15 protein-coding genes are annotated in these 18,497 nt (G+C 72.3%); 9 read left to right on the top strand and 6 right to left on the bottom strand.

What is annotated here, in order from left to right:
• Positions 1 to 294: 294 nt before the first annotated feature.
• Positions 295 to 3,549, bottom strand: coding sequence for an AAA family ATPase (locus BL253_RS16495; RefSeq protein ID WP_076817873.1), 3,255 nt, complete (start codon positions 3,547 to 3,549; stop codon positions 295 to 297).
• A gap of 389 nt (positions 3,550 to 3,938) precedes the next feature.
• On the opposite strand from BL253_RS16495, the gene uraH reads away from it, so the two are divergent.
• From uraH to BL253_RS16475, 4 genes are all read left to right on the top strand, one after another.
• Complete coding sequence (gene uraH, locus BL253_RS16490) at positions 3,939 to 4,265, top strand: hydroxyisourate hydrolase (protein ID WP_076817871.1); 327 nt, start codon at positions 3,939 to 3,941, stop codon at positions 4,263 to 4,265.
• A 62-nt stretch (positions 4,266 to 4,327) separates the two neighbouring features.
• A complete protein-coding gene (locus tag BL253_RS16485) occupies positions 4,328 to 5,611 on the top strand; it encodes a DUF6986 family protein (RefSeq protein WP_076817869.1) in 1,284 nt (427 codons plus the stop codon).
• 516 nt (positions 5,612 to 6,127) lie between these two features.
• Positions 6,128 to 7,012 (top strand): tetratricopeptide repeat protein, encoded by an 885-nt coding sequence (locus BL253_RS16480; RefSeq protein WP_081438369.1) that lies wholly within the window; start codon positions 6,128 to 6,130, stop codon positions 7,010 to 7,012.
• A gap of 134 nt (positions 7,013 to 7,146) precedes the next feature.
• Positions 7,147 to 7,647 carry a hypothetical protein gene (locus tag BL253_RS16475; RefSeq protein ID WP_131831503.1) on the top strand — a complete coding sequence of 167 codons (501 nt, stop codon included), beginning with the start codon at positions 7,147 to 7,149 and terminating at the stop codon, positions 7,645 to 7,647.
• 59 nt (positions 7,648 to 7,706) lie between these two features.
• On the opposite strand, the gene BL253_RS16470 is transcribed toward BL253_RS16475, so the two are convergent.
• From BL253_RS16470 to BL253_RS16455, 4 genes are all read right to left on the bottom strand, one after another.
• Positions 7,707 to 7,982: a GNAT family N-acetyltransferase gene (locus BL253_RS16470; RefSeq protein WP_076817864.1), complete on the bottom strand. Its 276-nt coding sequence runs from the start codon at positions 7,980 to 7,982 to the stop codon at positions 7,707 to 7,709.
• Between the two features lie 255 nt (positions 7,983 to 8,237).
• The gene (locus tag BL253_RS16465; RefSeq protein ID WP_131831502.1) at positions 8,238 to 9,281 is read right to left on the bottom strand and encodes a hypothetical protein; all 1,044 of its coding nucleotides are present in this window, start codon (positions 9,279 to 9,281) and stop codon (positions 8,238 to 8,240) included.
• 245 nt (positions 9,282 to 9,526) lie between these two features.
• Complete coding sequence (add, locus tag BL253_RS16460; RefSeq protein ID WP_076817924.1) at positions 9,527 to 10,612, bottom strand: adenosine deaminase; 1,086 nt, start codon at positions 10,610 to 10,612, stop codon at positions 9,527 to 9,529.
• A gap of 369 nt (positions 10,613 to 10,981) precedes the next feature.
• Positions 10,982 to 12,433: an 8-oxoguanine deaminase gene (locus BL253_RS16455; protein ID WP_076817860.1), complete on the bottom strand. Its 1,452-nt coding sequence runs from the start codon at positions 12,431 to 12,433 to the stop codon at positions 10,982 to 10,984.
• Positions 12,434 to 12,468: 35 nt separating this feature from the next.
• On the opposite strand from BL253_RS16455, the gene BL253_RS16450 reads away from it, so the two are divergent.
• Positions 12,469 to 13,440, top strand: coding sequence for a TrmH family RNA methyltransferase (locus BL253_RS16450; protein ID WP_081438368.1), 972 nt, complete (start codon positions 12,469 to 12,471; stop codon positions 13,438 to 13,440).
• 243 nt (positions 13,441 to 13,683) lie between these two features.
• Here BL253_RS16450 and speB read toward each other — a convergent pair whose 3' ends face one another.
• The gene (gene speB / locus BL253_RS16445; RefSeq protein ID WP_420801676.1) at positions 13,684 to 14,754 is read right to left on the bottom strand and encodes an agmatinase; all 1,071 of its coding nucleotides are present in this window, start codon (positions 14,752 to 14,754) and stop codon (positions 13,684 to 13,686) included.
• Positions 14,755 to 14,890: 136 nt separating this feature from the next.
• Here speB and BL253_RS16440 point away from each other — a divergent pair, with 136 nt between their 5' ends.
• The 4 genes from BL253_RS16440 (at position 14,891) to BL253_RS16425 (ending at position 18,438) form a co-directional block, all read left to right on the top strand.
• Positions 14,891 to 15,487 carry a DUF2752 domain-containing protein gene (locus tag BL253_RS16440; protein ID WP_241834853.1) on the top strand — a complete coding sequence of 199 codons (597 nt, stop codon included), beginning with the start codon at positions 14,891 to 14,893 and terminating at the stop codon, positions 15,485 to 15,487.
• Positions 15,488 to 15,646: 159 nt separating this feature from the next.
• Positions 15,647 to 16,489 (top strand): ABC transporter ATP-binding protein, encoded by an 843-nt coding sequence (locus tag BL253_RS16435; protein ID WP_076817858.1) that lies wholly within the window; start codon positions 15,647 to 15,649, stop codon positions 16,487 to 16,489.
• A gap of 288 nt (positions 16,490 to 16,777) precedes the next feature.
• Entirely contained in the window at positions 16,778 to 17,263 is a 486-nt protein-coding gene (locus BL253_RS16430; RefSeq protein ID WP_076817856.1) for a hypothetical protein, read from the top strand.
• Positions 17,264 to 17,556: 293 nt separating this feature from the next.
• Positions 17,557 to 18,438: a ribonuclease E domain-containing protein gene (locus tag BL253_RS16425; protein ID WP_131831501.1), complete on the top strand. Its 882-nt coding sequence runs from the start codon at positions 17,557 to 17,559 to the stop codon at positions 18,436 to 18,438.
• Positions 18,439 to 18,497: the final 59 nt, after the last annotated feature.

Here is an 18,497-nt window from a genome sequence, read left to right as displayed (position 1 = left end):
CCCTGTCTGGGCACTGTCTGGCGCGACCCCCCAAGAGGGGTCGTCGTACATGGGATTTTCTACTGTTAGTGGGCTCTTCGGGCCGCCTAACATCATCCTCGGTGCCGCTCGGAAGGCCGCTGGGGGGATGAGTCCTCCGGGCGCTCCAACCCCGCGGCCCGGGCCGTCGCATCACACGGGGGGTGGCGGCCTGGGCCGCGGGGTATTCGGATTCGCCCGGGGTCCAGATTCCCTTCGCGGCCGCGCGTCAGCGTCACCTGCCCGCCGCCCGCGGCGGGCGGCGGGCGGCGCTGGTCAGCGGCCGGTAGGAGTGTCGGGGCCTTCGCCCGGCGGTGACGCGGGCCGGTGCTCCCCTGCCGCGTCCTGGCGTGGCGACAGGGGAGGCAGCGGGTAGACCGGGAAATCGGCGGGATCGCGCAGCCCCAGGTAGATGCCGGCCAGCTCGGCGCGGGAGGTGACGCCGTGCATCCGGTACAGCTCCCGGGCGACGTTCTCGGCGTGGCCCTTCGAGATGTACAGCTCCTTGGCGATCGCCTCGAAGTCGTCGCCGCGCAGGATCCTGGCCAGCAGCGTCAGCTCTCGGTCCGTCAGGCCCTGGCGGCGCCCGGTGACCTCGGCCCGGCCCGGCCCAGCCCGGCCCAGGGCCGTTCCCGCCATGGTGCCAGCCGTGTCGGTGGCCGGCCGGCCACCGCCTCTGGTCGACGCCTGGCGGCGCAGCGACTCGCGCAGGTCGCGGCAGCGCCGCGCGTACGTCGCCGCGCCCAGCCCGTCGAGGATCTCCAGCGCGGCCGTCAGCGCCTCGTGTGCCCGCGGCGTCCGCCGCCTGCGGCGGTGGACCTCGGCGACGCGCATCCGGGCGAGCGCCGCCGGCAGGCGCATGCCCAGCCGGTCGGCCTGGGCCGTGGCGTCGTCCAGCGCGACGACCGCCTCGTCCAGCCGGCCGCGGGCGGTCAGCAGCGTGCCGCGCGCCCGCAGCGCCTGCGCGCTCCCGTCCGGCGACGCGCGCTCGCGTGCCTCGGCCTCGAACAGGTCGAGCTCCCGCTCGGCGTCGTCGAGCCGGCGCAGCCGGATCAGCGCCTCGATGTGCAGGTCCCGCCAGTCGAAGACGCCGGGGGCGAGCGCGCCGGCCGGGTTGCTCAGCGCCGAGACGGGCGCGCAGGCCGCGACGACGCCCGCGGGGTCGTCCAGCGCGGCCGCGAGATGGGCGGTCGCGGTGGCGTAGTAGGCGCGCATCGCCGGCAGGTCCTGGGGGAGGTAGTCGGCCGCCCTGGCCAGCAACGGACGGGCCGTCGCGGCGTCCCCACGCGCCGCCGGCACCAGCGCGGCGATGGGATAGACGAACGGCAGAATCCACTCGTGCCCGGCCGACTCGGCCAGCGCGACGATCTCACGGCCGCTCGCGGCCGACTCCTCCCAGCGCCCGGCGCGGAAGGCCGCCTCCGCGTAGTGGGCGGCGGCGAGGAACCGCCCGTGCAGGAAGTCGACGCCCGCCCACGCGGACGGGTCAAGCTGGCCCAGCGCGCCGGCGAGGTCACCCGCCCACAGCAGCACGATGCCGCGGGCGATCCGGATCATGACACGCAGCTGCGGTGTCTGCTCCAGCCGCCGCTCGCCGGCGTCCAGCTCGGCGATCGCGCGCTCGCGATCACCAGTCGCGGCCACGAGCGCCGAGGCGTACATGCTGAGACCCGCGGCCTGCATGGCGGACGGCGCGCCGACCTCCTCGAAGGCGCGCCGCGCCCATTTTGTCGCCTCGTCGTAGTAGCCGGCCGGGATGAGCGCCTGGGAGAGCCATACCCCGCACTGCGAGGCGGTCTCGGCGTCCCCGACCGCGCGGGCGGCCTCCCAGCTGGTCATGAAGCCCATGACGGCCTCGGGCCCGCGGTTGGCCAGCATGTCGAGGTGCGCCCGGACGTACAGCCGCCGTGGCGAGGGCTCGCCGCCCGCGCCGCCCGCGCCGCCCGCGCCGCCCGCGCCGCCCGCGCCGCCCGCGCCGCCCGCGCCGCCCGCGCCGCCCGCGCCGGGCGGGCCGTCGGAGTCGTCGCCCAGGGCGGCCTCCGCGTCGGCGCGTTCGCCCGCCTGCATGAACGCCATCGCCGCGTCCAGGCGCAGTGCCCTGGCCTCGGCCGGGTCGGCGGTGAGCGAGGCGGCCAGCAGGCGGTGGTCTCCGGAACGGGCGAACTGCCCGGCGGCCGACTCGGTGGTCGCGCAGGCCGAGAGCTCCGCGGCGAGCCCGGCGTCCGGGCCGAGCGCCGCGGCGGCCCGATGCTCCAGGGCCGTCGCCAGGTCGGAGCTGGTGGCGGCGACCGCCAGGTGCAGCGCGGTCCGTTCGGCGACGTCGAGGCGGTGGTAGATCGCGGCGCGGACCAGCGCGTGCGGGGGCGCCACCCGCGGCGGCGTCCCGACCGTGCTGACCAGGTCGCGTCGCACCGCCTCGTCCAGCGCCCGCGCCGGGTCCGCCAGGCCCGCCAGGGCCGCGGCCTCCGCGAGTGGGACGGTCCGGCCGAGCACCGCGACCGTGGCGGCGAGCCGGCGCCCAGCCGGCGGGCAGGCGCGCAGGTCACGGGCCACCAGCGCCGCGAGTGGCTCCGGCGCGGGTGGCGTGCCCACGGGAACCTGGCTGACGGGGTCCTGGTAGCCGTCCCAGCCCGGGCCGATCGCGGCGCCCTCGCCCGGGGTGATCAACTTGGTGAGCCACAGCGGGTTCCCGTCGGTGGCGTCGACGAGGGAGCGCAGCCGCCGGGGTGGCGGTGGCTCGACGCCGGCCACCGCGCACAGCTCGGCGAGCTCGGCCACGTCGAATCCCGGCAGGTCGAACGTGACGCCGCGGGAGGTGGCCAGGCGGCGGACGCCGTCGATCCACGGCGACTCGTGCGGCCGGCCGGCCAGCAGGAGCAGCAGCGGCAGCCGGGGAGCGTGCAGGACCAGGTACTTGAGCGCGCGCAGTGAGGACGAGTCGCACCAGTGCACGTCGTCGACCCGGACGACGACCGGCCCGCGCCCACAGGCCTGCGTCACGGCGTCGACGAGTGTGTCGCCAGTCCGCCTGACCTGGTCGACATCCACGATATCCAGCACCGCCTGGCTGTTACGGACGCCCTTGGCGGGCGGATATGCGCTGGGGGAGCCGTCCGAGAGTGCGTCGATCAGCCGGTTCGCGAGGTCCAGCTCGTGCGTCCGCGCGCTCTGCGTGGCTTCGACCCGCACGATGCTCGCTGGGCGTCGGCCGCCCGGTCGACGCGGCTGGCGGCGTGCGTCACCGGCCAGGCCGCCGTGGGGGCGGCCGTGGGGGCCACCGCGGAACGCCCGGTTGCCAGGCGCGCTGTCGTGCGGCGGCCCGTCAGCCAGTGCTCTCGGGCGCGATGCGCCGCCAAATCCGGACGGCGGGGCATCGGCCGCCAGATCGGTGAGGAACCGGTCGAGCAAAGTGGTCTTGCCGATGCCGGCTTGGCCTTCGAGGACGACACAGCGCATGCCGACTGAGACCGCCACCGCGTATTGCTCATGAAGTTGATCGAGCTCGGGTCCACGACCGACAAATCGCACCATTCCTGCTTGCATCGACCCGCTTCCGTCGGAGCCGTCCGGTTCACCCCCAACCCGCTTCCCCCAGAGCGCGTCCGCCGATCCGGCCGGACGCGCTCAACGGCGGATAGTAGACGCTTGGTGGTCAAATGGTGACGGCAGCCGCCCGATTGTTCGCCTGGCAACGTTCTCGCCGGTCGGGCCGTTGGTCGGGGTGAGACGGCCGGATCGTGCGCCCGCCGGGACAGGAGTTCCAACCCGCAGGTCAGGTACGGTCGGCAGCGGCGTCGGGTGGCGGATCCGGCCCGGCCGGCGTTCTCTCCTCTGTCGGGCGCCAGCCGTCGTTCTCGCTACCGGCCGGTACCACTCAGGTGCCACGTGGTCCCTGCCCGCCCACGAGTCGTGAGGCCCCGATGTCGCTGTCCACGCACGTCCTCGACACCGGCGCCGGCTGCCCCGCGGCCGGGGTCGCCGTCCGGCTGGAGAAGATCATTCTTGGCTTCGACGGTCAGTCCAAGGGCTGGAGGCTCGTCGCCGAGGCCACGACGGACGACGACGGCCGGATCGCGTCGCTGCCCGCGGACGCGGCCGGACGATGGCGGCTGGTCTTCGACACGGCGGAGCGCTCGGCCTTCTTCCCCGAGGTGACCATCACCTTCGTGATCGACGACCCGGCCGTCCACCTGCACGTCCCGCTGCTGCTCGCCCCTTACGGCCTCTCCTCTTACCGGGGCAGCTGACGCGCAGTTACCGGGACAGCTGACGCGCAGCGCCGCTTCCGGTCAACGTCCACACTGGGGGTGTGCCCACGCTGTCGGAACATCTGCTCACCCGGCTGACGGCGCCGCTCGCGCCGGTGGACGCGGCGCTCGCGGCGCGCCACCCGGGTGAGCCCGGCACGCGTCAGCCGGTACACACCTGCTACGTGTCGGCCGAGCGGCTTCATCCCGACGTCGTGCTCGAGTGGGGTGAGTGCGCCCGTGAGGCGCTCGCGGAGCACGCGCCCTCGCCCGCCGACCTCGCCAAGGCGACCGGTCTGGCGGAGGCCACCGGTCTCGGCGCGGGGATGGACGGCGTGGCCAGGCGGACGGGCGAGCTGGACCCGGAGCTGGCCGAGCGCGTGTACGCCCACGTGCGGCGCGTCCTGTCTCTCGACCCCATCCAGGACCTCCGCGTCGACCTTGAGGACGGCTACGGCATCCGCACGGACGACGTGGAGGACGAGCACGCCATCGCCGCGGCCGAGGCGCTGCGGATGGCCTCGGAGGCCGGGGCCCTGCCGGCCAGCTACGGACTGCGGCCCAAGTCGCTCGACCCGGCGGTGCGCGACCGCGGGCTGCGCAGCCTCGACCTGTTCCTCACCGCGCTCGCCGGTGACGACGGCGGCCCGCCAGGCCTGGTGATCACTCTGCCGAAGGTGAGCGCGCCGGAGCAGGTCGGCGTCTTCCTGGCCGTGCTCGACGAGCTGGTGCCCCGGATCGACCTGAACCCGCCGGCCGTCGAGCTGCAGATCGAGACCCCGGCGGCGGTGCTCGCGCTGCCCGCGCTGGTGGAGGCCGGCTTCGGTCGGGTGACCGGCCTGCACGTGGGAACCTACGACTACTCGGCGGCGCTCGGGATCGCCGCCGAACACCAGGCCAGCGACCACCCGGCCGTCGAACACGCCACGACGCTCATGCAGCTGGTGACCGCCGGCACCGGGATCCGTGTCGCCGACGGCTCGTCCAACCTGCTGCCCGTCGGGTCGACCGACGTCGTGCGCGCGGCCTGGCGCCGGCACGCGGGGCTCGTCACCCGCGCCTGGCGACGCGGCATCTACCAGGGCTGGGACCTGCACCCCGCCCAGCTCGTGAGCCGGCACGCGGCCGTGGCCGTCAACCTGCTGGCGGGCCTGCCCACCGCGCTCGCCCGGCTCGCCGCCTACGCGGAGGCCCGGTCCGCGGGGGCGGTCGCGGACGAGCCGGCGACGGCGCGAGCCTTGGCTGGACATGTGCTGCGGGCGTTGGACGCCGGGCTGCTGGACGACGCGGGCCTTGCCACCGCGGACCTCGATCGCGCCGTTGTCGCGAGGCTCGGCGGTCGATAGCGGGCATTGAGACGCTGCTTCGTGCCGAGTCCAAAACTGATGGTCTCATCACGCCCGAGCATGGTAGAGCGCAGGTTTCGTGCTTGCTGGGAAGCCACAGTTGGCGATTCACGAGGCGCTGAGGGTTGGATTGGCCAAATTGGTCCATCGCGTCTCCTCCTCGTCGCCTCGTTTTTGGCCGGTTCCGGCGCGATGGCGATCTAGCCGACCACCCTTGTTCCCTCGAGGGTGGTGTCGATACGGTAGATGCGTGTCTTCACCGCGCGCGAGACTCGACCTCAATTTCGATGGTTCCGGTGAGGTCGCTACCCAATCAGGCTAGACTGATCTGGGCGCCCAGCCGGAGGAGTATACGATGGATCTTGAGCGGTTGTTCAGTATTCCCGCCTCGTCTGCCGTTACGGCTCATGATGTCTTCACGAATAGAGAAGCCGAGAAGGCTGCTTTCGTGGCCGCATCGGGTCAGCTCCATTGGGAAGACGACGCACCCATGGGGCTCGTAGTGTCGAATCCTTGATGAGAGAAGCGGTATCTCACGAAACGCTTGATATCTACGCGCGTGAACGGATCGATCTCATGCTCGCCGAGGTGATGGTCCGAGAAAACCGAGACAGCGAGGCCGAGCAAAAGCTGACGCCTATCGCGCAATCGCAAGGATCGCTGAGTGATCGGGCCGCTTCTTGGTTGGCGGTCTTGAATGAGCGTCGAGGACGTTTCGATGAGGCGGCGCGATGGATAAATCTTCCTCATCCAGACGAAGATTTGTTTCGGTTCTCACGGAACTTGAAAGGTCATATCCTGCTCGCCAGCGGCCGATTCGAGGAGGCAGAGACCGAGTTTCATGTTGCTCGCGATCATGCCGAGCAACGCGGATTGGCTGCCAGTGCAGCTGAGATGCTCATTGACGAAGCCTGGGCGGCAAGCTTCTTCGACCCGTCCCGTGGTCGACAATTGGCGAGATCGTCCATGGAAATGAGCGAGCGCTTTGGAAACGCGGTGTCAATTGGGCGCTCTAGAGCACGCCTCGCCCTGTCGATGGTCGGAAGCGCGTCGGCGGAGAGGGTTCTGGAAGAAGCCAGGAGAAGCTTCACTGAGATCGAGGAATCGGGTTATAATTCAGATTGTGCCGATCCTTTGCTTGTCGAATGGCTCCAGCATTGCGTGAGTGGCAATGCGCCGGACGCCTCAAGGATAGTCGAGAAATTCTCGGACCTAGTCCAGAATTATGAGGCGCACGCATATATGCTTCTTGTCGGTGAGTGGTGGATGCGGCTTGCGTTTACAGACCTTGGAATAGTGTTTCCTGTTCGTGGTGTATTCAGCTGGATCGATCGCGAGGATGACGGTCAAGTGAGACGACGGTGGGAAGGGATATTTCGCGACCGTTCGGAACCCGCCTGAAAGTTTGCTCTGATCGAAGCCCGCTGGTGGCTGCGTGTTGCACTGGTTAGTCCGCCAGTGTGCGAATCAGGTACAGCAGCCGTACCAAGGAGGTCGGTTTGATTGCGGAGCGCGAACCTGAGGAGTCCTCTGGCATGGGAATCGCAGCGCATTCATCGGACGTCACTCACTGGACATCACATCGGGAGTTGCTGCGCTGGTGCCGCCCGGGGAAGGCTCACCGGCTCGACGCTATCGTCGTTCCCGCATCCCRCCCCGCCTACAATCTGATTCCAGCGATGGAGCTCGCGACGCAGGTTGGTGCCACGTTGCTGGTGTTCTGCAGCGGTCGGGCGAAGGCTGCCGAGGTCCTCGGGCTCGCGGCTGAGGTGCCCGGCCTGAGCGCCACCGTGGTCGACCTGAGCGCGGGCTACCACGGCATGCTGTTCGACGGGCTGGCGACATCGGCGGTGCGCGGCCCGGCGCCGTCGGATCTCGGTGACCTGAGTACGAAGAGAAATCTGGGACTGCTCGCCGGCGCCGCGGCGGGCTGGCGTTCCATGCTGTTTCTTGATGACGATATCCGGGATATCAGGCCGAGACTGGTCCTTACACCTTTGGACGCGCCCGTCGAGGCGAAGCCGAGGTGCCTGTAGAAATCGATGGCCGGGCGGCTCTTGATGAAGACCCACAAGGAGACAGCGCTCGTCTTGTCCTAGTAGGCCCGAGCGATGCCCTCTTCGACGAGGCGACGGGCTACACCAATACCGCGCCAGGGCGACGAGACCCACAGGCTCGTGAGGTCACGTTCGTCGGCGGCGTCGTGTGAGATGCTGCCGCAGACCAGCCCGACCGGGTTGCCGGACATGTTGGCGACGAGCCAGGTCGAAAGGTCGGTCTTTTTCTGCCAGCCGGACCTCGTCCTGACGCGCTCGCGGACGGTGGTGGAGGCGAATGCGCCGGGGTCCGGCCTGAGCGTCCGGATGCGCAACTCGCGTAGTAGGGCTCACTCACCCCGCTCGAGAGCACGAATCTCGATGCTGTGGGTCATCACCCAACGGTGACAGAAAGCCCCCATATGTTCATCTGATGCCTCGTGTACCGCCCCGCGGGGCGGTACACGCGGGCACGGCCACCGATGACCCGGCTCACCAGCCCTCCTACTGGAGCCGAGAATCCTTTCCCAGCAGCGCCGAAGCTGTGCCCAGCTGGTGTCGGACGCGCTCCGGGTGAGGTGTCGGTCTGGTCAGGGGTTGGTGCCGGGGGCGGGGGCGGCGGTGGGAAGTGTGCTGGGGTCGGTGTCAAAGGCGAAGGGCACGATGCTGTCGGTGGTAGTCAGGGGGCCCCGGTAGAGGTCGTCGTCGTCATACGTGACCGTTACGATTCCGCCGTTTCCTGTCACGACCAGGCTCGCCTGGACGGATCCGTTCCCGACTGGCTCCGCGACGCGCCGGCCTTCGAACTGGAAGGACACCCGGCCGACCAGCGCGGGGCCTGGCCCGGTCGGACTCACCTGGGCGGTGATGGTGAACGGCTGCCCTCGCCTGGGTTGGTCGGGAATCGGGCCGACGGTGATGGACACCGCGTAGAGGGGCTGTCTCAGGGTGGCCGAGCGCGTCGGCGTGTACCGGTCGTCGCCCGCGTAGTCCGCCCAGATCACGTGGTCCCGCTTCGCGACGTGGACACTTGCTGTGGATATGCCGCCCTGGCCCGATGCGAGCGCCACGGTGTAGACGTCGGAGAGGGACTCCCCGTCGGTGACGGTGACCGTGCCGCTTGGCGGCGGGCCGCCGGTATTCCCGCTGGCTCGGATCGTGATGGTTCCGCCTCGTACGTAGGCCAGGGTCACGGTCGGCCGAGTTTTCGCTCCCGGTCCGGCCGCCGCCGCGGCAGCGGGACCGGCACCAGCACGGGCACTGGGAGCGGACGACGCCGGGGCGCCGGGCCGTACGGGGGGAGTGAACCCAGCCGCGGGCTTGTCGGTGGGTGTCGTCGCGGTCGGGGCTACGGCGGGAAGGCCGTCCCCCGGAGTCGTCAGGGGCAGGTCGGTGCTGGCCGTCGGGGAGGCGCTCTCATCGGCCGTCGCGGCCAGTGGCGTGAGCGCGGAGTTGTCCTGATCGATGGAGGTCGCCGAGCAGGCGGCGACCATCGCGACGCAGAGCGCGGTCAGTCCACACAGGAGGCTCAGCCCTCGGCGGCCCCGCGTGGTCGTGGTCGGTACGGCGGCTGCGCGCGGCCCGAAGATCCGCGTCTGGGCATGGCGCCTGCGCGCGCGGGGACGTTCGTGCATCGCGGTGGGTCTCCAGCCGGCGCCAGGCCCGCGTCGGCACGCGAGGCGGACATATGGGACGAGCGACGCGACGTTACGCCGCTTCCCGGCCTGCTTCCAGCCAGGACGGCGACGTTGAGCCCCTACCCGCGCACGTCGTGTTCAGGTCGGTGCGCCGTTGTCTCACGTCTGCTGGCGCCTGCCCGGTGGCGCCTGGCGGTGCCTGCCTGGTGGCGCGCGGTGCGCTACGAGGCGCCGTCAGCCGATCAGTCCATCCGTGTCGCCAGTGCGGCGGCCTCGGCGGTGACGCGGGTGCGCAGGGCGTGCTTGGCGTCGTCGGCGAGCCAGGTGGCGTCGACGCCGTCGAGGGCGATGGTGACCATGTCGTCGAAGGTGTAGTCGAAGGCCTCGGCGACGGAGGCGTACTCGTAGCCGAGGTCCAGGTCCGTCATCGCCGGGTCGTCGGTGTTGAGGGTGGCCAGCAGGCCGGCGGCGCGCATCGCCGGGTAGGGATGCTGAGCGAGCGCGGGGAACGCGTTGGCGATCCGGATGTTGGAGTTCGGGCAGACGGTGAGTGGGATCCGTTCGGCGGCGAACCGGCGTACCAGCTCCGGGTCGTCGACCAGCGAGAGCCCGTGGTCGATGCGTTCGGCGCCGAGGACGTCGATGACCTCGGCGATGGCCGAGGCTGGCGAGTTCTCGCCCTGATGACCGGTCAACCGGAAGCCGAAGCCGGCCGCGGCCCGGTACGCCTTGGTGAATGACTTCGGGTCGACGCCCAGCTCGGTGGAGTCCATCCCGACGCCGAGAACCCGTTCGATGCCCGGCGAGCCTGATCGGCGTAGCTCGCCCAGCTCGGTCACCATCTGCAGCCCGGGCGCGGGGCCGAACGCCCGGTCGATGTCCGCGATGAGCATCGCCCGCGCGCCGGTCTCCGCCTCGGCGGCGGCGATCCCGTCGGCCAGGCCCGAGACGATGTCGGCGAGCCGCTGTCCGGTGTCCAGGTGCCGGGCGGGGGTGAAGAACATCTCCGCGTAGACCCGGCCGTGCGCGGCGGCGTCGACCACGCTTTCGTACCCAAGCCGGGCCCAGTCGTCGCGTCCGCCCAGCGTCGACTGCACGAGCCAGAAGATCGACAGGAACTCGTTCAGCGAGGTGTAGGAGTACAGCTCGTCCAGGTTCTCCGTCGGTAGCGCCAGTCCGTGCCGGCGAGCCAGCTCGAGAACCGTTCCCGGCCGCATCGTGCCCTCGACGTGGCAGTGCAGCTCCACCTTCGGCAGCAGGTCCAGCGCCTCGGCCAGGTCGAGCGGTCCCGTGCTCGCCGCGTCTCCCGCGCCCGCCGTGTCTCCCATGGCCGCCGTGTCTCCCATGGCCGCCGCGTCTCCCATGCTCGCTGTGCCTCTCATGCCCCCTGTGCCCGTTGGGCCCCTTGTGCCTTCAGGGTTCGCCGTCGTGCTCTGCTCCATCGCGGTGCCTCCGCGGCTAGAAAGATCTCATCCGGGCATGGCCTGTGGTGGCGAAGACCGGCGTCTTCGCCACCACAGGCCATGCTCACGTCTCCCGCCCTGGTCGTACGAAGGGCCGGTCCCGCCCAGGCCGTACGAGGTGGGCCGACCGAAGGAGGCGCGCCAGCGACGATGGTGCGGCCTCGCGGTGTCTCTCGGCCGGACCTGGGCCGCCCATCAGGCGCGCGTCGCGCCATCAAGGTTCGCGTCGCGCCATCAGGTTCGCGTCGCGGCGGCCGGAGCGGGGCCCGCGTCCTCGACGGCCGCCTGCATGCCGGCGGCGATCGTTCGGTGGCGGGCCAGCATCTCGGCGAGCGCCGGGTGGGTCGGCGTACCGTCCTCGACGACCAGCCTGCCCGCGACGACCGTGTGCCGGGCGGCCACCGGACCGCAACGCAGCCACGCCTCGACCGGGTCCGACAGGGCACCGGCGAACGCGACCCCGGTCAGCGGCCAGACGACCAGGTCGCCGACGGCGCCGACCGACAGCTCGCCGATCTCGCCGACCCGCCCCAGGCAGCCCGCGCCGCCCCTCGTCGCGATCTCGAGCGCGTCCCGCGCGGACATCGACGCCGCGCCGTGCCGCAGCCGGCCGAGCAGCATCGCGTTACGGGCCTCCATCCAGAGCGACGCCGAGTCCGCCGAGCTAGACCCGTCACAGCCCAGGCCCACCGGCACGCCGGCGGCGCGGAACTCGCGGACCGGGGCGAGGCCACCACCGAGAATCATGTTGCTGCTCGGGCAGTGCGCCACCCCGGTGCCCCAGGCGCCGAGCCGGGCGATCTCCTCCTCGTTCGGGCAGACGCAGTGCGCGACCCAGGCGCGGTCGCCTCCCCAGCCGACCTCGGCGAAGTGGTCGATGGGCCGGCGGCCGTAGACCGAGAGGCAGTACTCGTCCTCCTCCGGATCCTCGGCCAGGTGGGTGTGCAGCCGGACGTCGAGCCGCTCCGCCAGCTCGGCCGTCGCCGTCATCAGCTCGGGGCTCACCGAGAACGGGGAGCAGGGGGCGAGCGCGATCCGCACCATCGCGCCGTGCGCCGGGTCGTGATGCGCCGCGACCAGCCGCGCCGACTCGGCGAGGATCTCGTCCGCGTCCTGGACGACGGAGTCCGGCGGCAGCCCGCCGTCCTTCTTCGACAGCGACATCGAGCCGCGCGTCGGGTGGAAGYGCATGCCCAGCTCGCGGGCGGCGGTGATCTCCGCCGAGATCAGGTCACCGCCACCCTTCGGGTGCACGTAGAGGTGGTCCGTGGTTGTCGTACAGCCGCCGAGGGCGAGCTCGGTGAGCCCGACATACGCGGAGACATGCACCGCCTCCTCGTCGAGGCGCGACCACAGCGGGTAGAGGGTGGTCAGCCACTGGAAGAGAGTGCCGTGCAGCGCCGGGGCGAAGGCCCTGGTGAGGTTCTGGTAGATGTGATGATGGGTGTTGACCAACCCCGGGGTGACCAGACAGCCGTCGGCGCGCAGCACACGCCTCGCCGGCGGCGGCTCGTCACCGGCCGCGCCGACGCCGCTCACCAGCCCGTCGGTGATCGCCACCCAGCCGCCGGGCAGCTCGCGGCGCTCGGTGTCGACGGTCGCGACCAGCTCGGCTCCGGCCACCAGCAGGTCGACCGGCTGGCCGTTCGGGGCGGCAGGCGAGGGGGAGTCTGGGTGCGCGGTCATGAGGGCCGATTCTGCTGGTCAGGGGTTACATCTACATGACGGCAAACAGCCGGCGCCCGGGGGCCACTCCACCAGATCCGGCCACCCCGGCTACCCCGGCGATCCCGGCGATCCCGGCGATCCCGGCGGGTCCGGTCACCTCGGCGGGTCCCGTTACCCCGCCGGGTCCGTCAGGATCGCCCGCCCCACTGACGGTGGTGCCGGTCGACGACCCGGCCGACCCGCGCGTGACCGACTACGTCGCCCTGACCGACGTCACCCTGCGTCGCCTCAGGGAGCCGGCGGAGGGCATGTTCATCGCCGAGGGCGAGCGGGTGATCCGGCGTGCGCTGGGCGCTGGCTACCAGCCACGGTCGGTCCTGGTGTCGCCGGCTCGGCTCGGCGCCGTCCCCGCCGAGATCGGCCCGGACGTTCCCGTCTACCTCGCCGGGCCGGAGGTGCTCGCCGAGATCACGGGCTTCGAGGTGCATCGCGGCGCGCTCGCGGCGATGGCGCGTCATCCTGCCCGTGACGCCGCCGAGTTGCTTTCGTGGGCCCTGCGCGTTCTTGTCCTCGAGGACCTGGTCTCGCACACCAACCTGGGGGCGGTCTTCCGGTCGGCCGCCGGCCTCGGGATGGACGCCGTACTGCTCAGTCCGCGCTGCGCCGACCCGCTGTACCGGCGGTCGGTGCGGGTCTCGATGGGCGAGGTCTTCGCGGTGCCCTACGCCCGTCTCGACCCCTGGCCGGCGAGCCTGGCCACGCTCACGGAGCGCGGCTTCGAGCTGCTCGCCCTCACCCCGGCGGCCGACGCCACCGACCTCTCGGCGCTGCGCCTCGCGCCCGACGCTCGCGTCGCCGTCCTGCTCGGCACCGAGGGCGAAGGCCTGTCCGCCGCCGCGCAGGCCGCCGCCAGCCACCGGATACGCATCCCGATGGCCGCCGGCGTCGACTCCCTCAACGTCGCCGCCACCGCGGCCATCACCTGCTACGCCCTGGGCCGCCGCCCTTCCCCGCCGACCGGCTGACCGCGTCTCCCGCGTGTCGCCCCGCGACACCTGGGTGATCCTGACGTCTTGTCAGACGTCAGAGCTACGAAACGCCGCTGGTGGTGGCTCTGACGTCTGACACGATTTCCCGTGACGTCGGACAGGACGAGCGCGCGGCCGCACGCGGACGCGGGCGAATGCCGGGGTCACGGGCCACGGCTCACGGGCCACGGTCAGGGATCACGGCTCACGGGTCAGGGCTCACGGGTCAGGGCTCACAGGTCAGGGGGCCGTTCCCGGCAGGTCCGGGGTGCCTCCGGCGGCGGTGCGGCGGCGGTGGGCGAGGGCGGCGAAGACCTCCATCGCGATGCGGTGGGCGCTGTTGACGGTGGTGTCGGCGTGGTCGAAGGGCGGGGAGACCTCGACGATGTCGGCGGCGACGAGCGGCGTGTCCAGGGCGATCTGGCGGACGGCCCGCAGCAGATCGGCCGGGTTCATCCCGCCGGGCTCCGGAGTGCCGGTGCCGGGCGCGAACCCGGGGTCGAGGACGTCGATGTCGACCGACAGGTACAGCGCCTTGCAGCCGTCCACCGCCTCGGCGATCGCGTCGGCGATGACGGCGCGCGAACCGCGGTCCCAGACCTCGTGCATCAGGTGCCAGCGCAGGCCGTTCTCGCGCATCCACGCGAACACGTCAGGCGGCGGCCAGTAGCCGCGCAGCCCGACCTGGACGAAGTTACGGCCGCGGATCGCGCCGGACTCGATCAGCCGGCGCATCGGGGTGCCGTGCGAGGCCAGGTTGCCGTCGATGATGTCGGCCGTGTCGGCGTGCGCGTCGAAGTGCAGCAGGCCGACCTCGCCCCAACCGACCGCCTCCGCGACGGCCGTCGCCGCCGGCCAGGTGATCGAGTGGTCGCCGCCGAGCACCAGTGGGAAGACGCCGGCCCGGGCGACCTCGTGGACCTTCGCGCGGATGTTGGCGTGGGACGCCTCGGTCAGGCCGTGCGGGCAGTGCGCGTCGCCCGCGTCCACCACGTCGAGCCAGTCGAAGATCTCGATGCCGAGGTCGAGGTGGTAGGTGCCGGGGTCGTAGGCCGAGGCGCGCAGCGCGCGCGGGCCGAACCTGGCGCCCGGCCGATGCGTCGTGGCGACGTCGAAGGGGGCGCCGACGACCGCGACGTCGGGGCGGCGGGCGAGCAGCTCCGCCTCGGACTCCAGCCACGGCCGGCCGCAGAACGTCGCGAGACCGGCGTAACCAGGCCCGTCGGGATTGCCCACGGCGGCCTCCCTCGCCGCGTAGGGCGGCACTGGCCTGTCGGTGGTCCTGAACGCCTCTTCGGCCCCGTCGGTCACGTTCCCGTCCCCTCCGTCGCCGTCTACGCTGGTCAGTATGAGTCTGGCGGACCAGCCTGGCCCCTCGGTGGCCGCGCCGCCTCCGCGGCCCGCGCCGCCCGCGCCGCCTGCGCCGTTTGTGCTGTCCGAATCTTCCTTGTCGTCCCCACCGTCCGCACCGGTCGGACAGACCCAGCCGGACCGGCTGGAGCAGCCGGACCGGCTGGAGCAGCCGGACCGGCTGGAGCAGCCGGGGCGGCTGGAGCAGCCGGGGCGGCCGGCCGGCATCGCGGCGTCCGTCCCGGGCCGTGGCGGCGTCGGCGCCTTGCCGGGGTGGCCGGTGCGCCGCTGGTCGCGGCGCGCTCGGCTCGCGGGCTACCTGGGCGTGGCGGCGCTCGCGGTAGCGGGCTCGACGATGATCTACTCCGTGGACCCGGCCGAGCCTGGCCACTACCCGACCTGCCCGTTCAGGCTGGTGACCGGCCTGGACTGCCCCGGCTGCGGGTCGATGCGCGGGCTGCACCAGCTGCTGCACGGCCACCTCGGCCACGCGGCGAACTACAACCTCCTGCTGATCGTGGCCGCGCCGTACCTCGTGATCGGCTGGACCGTCGCCATGGCCCGGCTCCTCGGGCTGCGGGTCCCGCTGCCGCGGATGCCCGCGGCGCTCTACAGGGCGATCCCGGTGCTGGTCATCGCCTTCTGGATCGTGCGCAACACGCCGGGGCCCATCGGCCACTGGCTGCATTCTTAGCCGCCAGCCGCCAGCCGCCGGGGTCCATCGGCTCGAATCAACCCGTATGAAGCCGTCGAYGGTTGATCACCGTGCCCGCTCGGCGGGGCGCCACAATCCGGCACCTTGGCCGGCTTCGCTACAGTTCGGGCGGATGCTGCTGGGACCCTGGGGGTGAGAATGGCGCAGGGCATGGGCCGGTACGCCGGTGAGGTCCAGCTGATCGGGCTGACACATCACCATCCCGGGGCCGCGGCCGCGGCGGTGTCCGGCGTCGACCTCACCGTCGCCCCCGGCGCGGCGCTGGCCTTGGTCGGCCCCGCCGGGGCCGGCAAGACGACCGTGCTGCGCCTGGTCGCCGGGCTCTGTGCCCCGAGCGAGGGCCACGTGCTGCTGGGCGGGGCCGAGGCGGCGGACCTGCCGGCCGCGCGCCGGCACGTCGCCGCCGTGTTCGGGCACTACAGCCTCTTCCCGTTCCTCGACGTCGCCGCGAACGTCGCCTTCGGCCTGCGGGGCGGCGCCCTCGGGTCGCGCGCCCGCGCGCTGGCCACCCCGTCCGGCCAGGCGGTCGCGGCCCGGCGCGTTCGGGAGGCACTGGAGCTCGTCCGGCTGGGTGACTACGCTCGCCGCCGCCCGCCGCAGCTCTCCCCGGCGCACCAGCAGCGGGTGGCGATCGCCAGGGCGCTCGTGCTGCGCCCGCGGGTGCTGGTGCTCGACGAGCCGCTCGGCACGGTGGACGACGAGGACCTGCGCGTCCGGCTGGCCGCCGACCTGCGCACGCTGCACCGCCAGCTCGGGGTCACCCTGCTGTACGCGACCAGGTCGGCGGGTGAGGCGTCCGCGGTGGCTGACCGCGTCGCCGTCCTCTCCGACGGTCGCCTCCTGCTGGAGGCCGAGCCAGCCGAGGACGCGGCCGCGCGGCCGCGTGACGAGGACCCGGCCGCGGCCGACGAGCAGCCGGACGCGGGACGGCGGATGCTGGCCACGACCGACACCCCCGAGGCGGGTGCGCCGGCGGCCTGAGACCGCCGTTGGTTTTGGCCGTCGCGTCTTTGGCCATTCCCTTCGACATTCCCACCCCGCGCGCCCGTAACCGCTGATCACGGCTCCGTCGAGAGCGGACCGTTCCTCGATAACGGCCGACCGCCGCGCGGGAAACCCGATGAGCTGGGACCCTCGGGCCGGGAATCGGTGGGAAGCTGATTACTGTGGTCAACGCCGGGAACGGGCGAGGCAGCACCCAGTGCGCGACGTCCGAATGAGCGGGGAAACACCGCCGGGGCCCCGACCCAGACCCACCGGGAGGCAACGATGACCGAGCCCGCCGACTACGCGCGGGACGCGTTCGACTCGTCTGGCGTTCTCGACGACGTGCCGTTGACTGTCGAGGAGAGCCTGGACAGCGACGACCTGGGTGACACGGACGCGGGCCTCGACCCTCTCGACGACAGCTGGGACGCCCCGGACCGGCCGAGCGCCGAGACCAGGCACCGCCCGACGGCCACCGAGGGACGGGCAGGGGCCTCGCTGGACGACCAGCTCGCCCAGGAGGTCCCGGACGTCGACCCCTACCTGGAGGCGGAGCGTTCCGAGTCGGGCCTGGTCCTCGACGACGACGTCGAGGGGATCAGCACGCCGTTCAGTGAGGACGGCAGCGGCTCGCGGCTGACCGGGCTGGTGGCCGACGACGCGAGCGGTCCCGGCGGCGACGTGCTGACCGGCCGCCGGACGGAGTACCTCAGCGACCGGGAGACGTGGCCGCTGGCCCCGGAAGAGGACGCGCTCCACCTGGACTGACCGGGCCGCCTGGGCGGGCCCGGGCCACCGGGCGCCGGCATCGCGGCGGGGTGGCTGCGGGGGCGAGCCGTGGCGCGATGCCGGCGATGATCGCCCAGTAGCCAGGTGTGTCGGGTGAAACCGTTCCTTTTCGCGACAGTCGGTACGTAGAGGTCAACCTTGGTGACATAAGGTGACCGATGGCGGGCTGACAGGCGCCGACGGGGCGGCGGCGCGCGCCGGAACGAGTACGCCGCGCGGGCAGTTCCACCCCGCTTGTCGGCGAGGGACGGATAACGTATAGCGTCCGCTTCGTGGCTACTGTTGCGGACCGGATTCTTGGCCATCTGACCGAGGTCCCGGCCGGTTTGGACGACGGCAGGCTCGCGGAGGCGATCGGCGCCAGCCGCAGCTCTGTCAACAACGCGTGTCGCAAGCTCGCCGACCAGGGGCGGCTCGTGCGGATCGTCGGCCCCGACGGCAAGATCCTGAACCGGGTCGCGGTGGGCGCCGCGGCCGCCCCGAACGGGCAGGCCGCCGAGGAGCTCCCCGCGGACGTGCTCGCGGCCGAGGAGATCATCGCCGAGTCCCCGGCCGCCGAGGCCCCCGATGCCGAGGCGGTCGACGTCTCGCCGATCCCGGCCGCGCGCCAGGGACCGGACGACGTCCCCGGCATCCCGGCGGCCCGCCTTCCGGGTGACGACGAGATCGCGCCAGCCGCGCCGCCGGCCGAGGAGACCACGCCGGTCGCCGAGCCGGCCGTGGACGCCGCCGAGCCGGCCGCGGATGTCGCCGAGCCGGTCGTCGAGGCCGAGCCCGTGGAGCAGGCCGTCACCGAGACCGACGCGGTGCCGGCAGCCGGGGCGCCAATCGTGGTGGCTGAGCCCGAGCCGCCGGTGCCGGCCGAGCCGGCGGTGGCCGCCGAGTCGGCGGCTCCCGAGGAGGAGCCGGCCGCGTCTGCCACCGAGGCGGCGGCCGACCCCGAGGTCGAGCCCGCCGCCGCGGCCGTCGTCGAAGGCGAGGTGGCCGAGGCGGAGATCATCGGGGAGCCGGTGCCGGCCGCCGCCTCGGAGCCGGAAGCGGACGACAGCGACGTCGAGGATGTCGAGACGTCTACCGACCCAGACCCGGCCGCGTCCACCTCGACCTCCGGCGCCCGGCGGCCATGGTGGCGGCGTCTGCTGCCGCTGCGCTAACCGGCCCACCGGCTGGCCTGGCCCAGCCCGCGAGATGTCTCGCGCGCCGCGCGGGTATG

This window comes from Pseudofrankia asymbiotica, assembly GCF_001983105.1.
Classification (GTDB): Bacteria; Actinomycetota; Actinomycetes; order Frankiales; family Frankiaceae; genus Pseudofrankia; species Pseudofrankia asymbiotica.
Note: the sequence above shows the minus strand (reverse complement) of the source record. Positions and strands in the feature narration are given on the sequence as shown.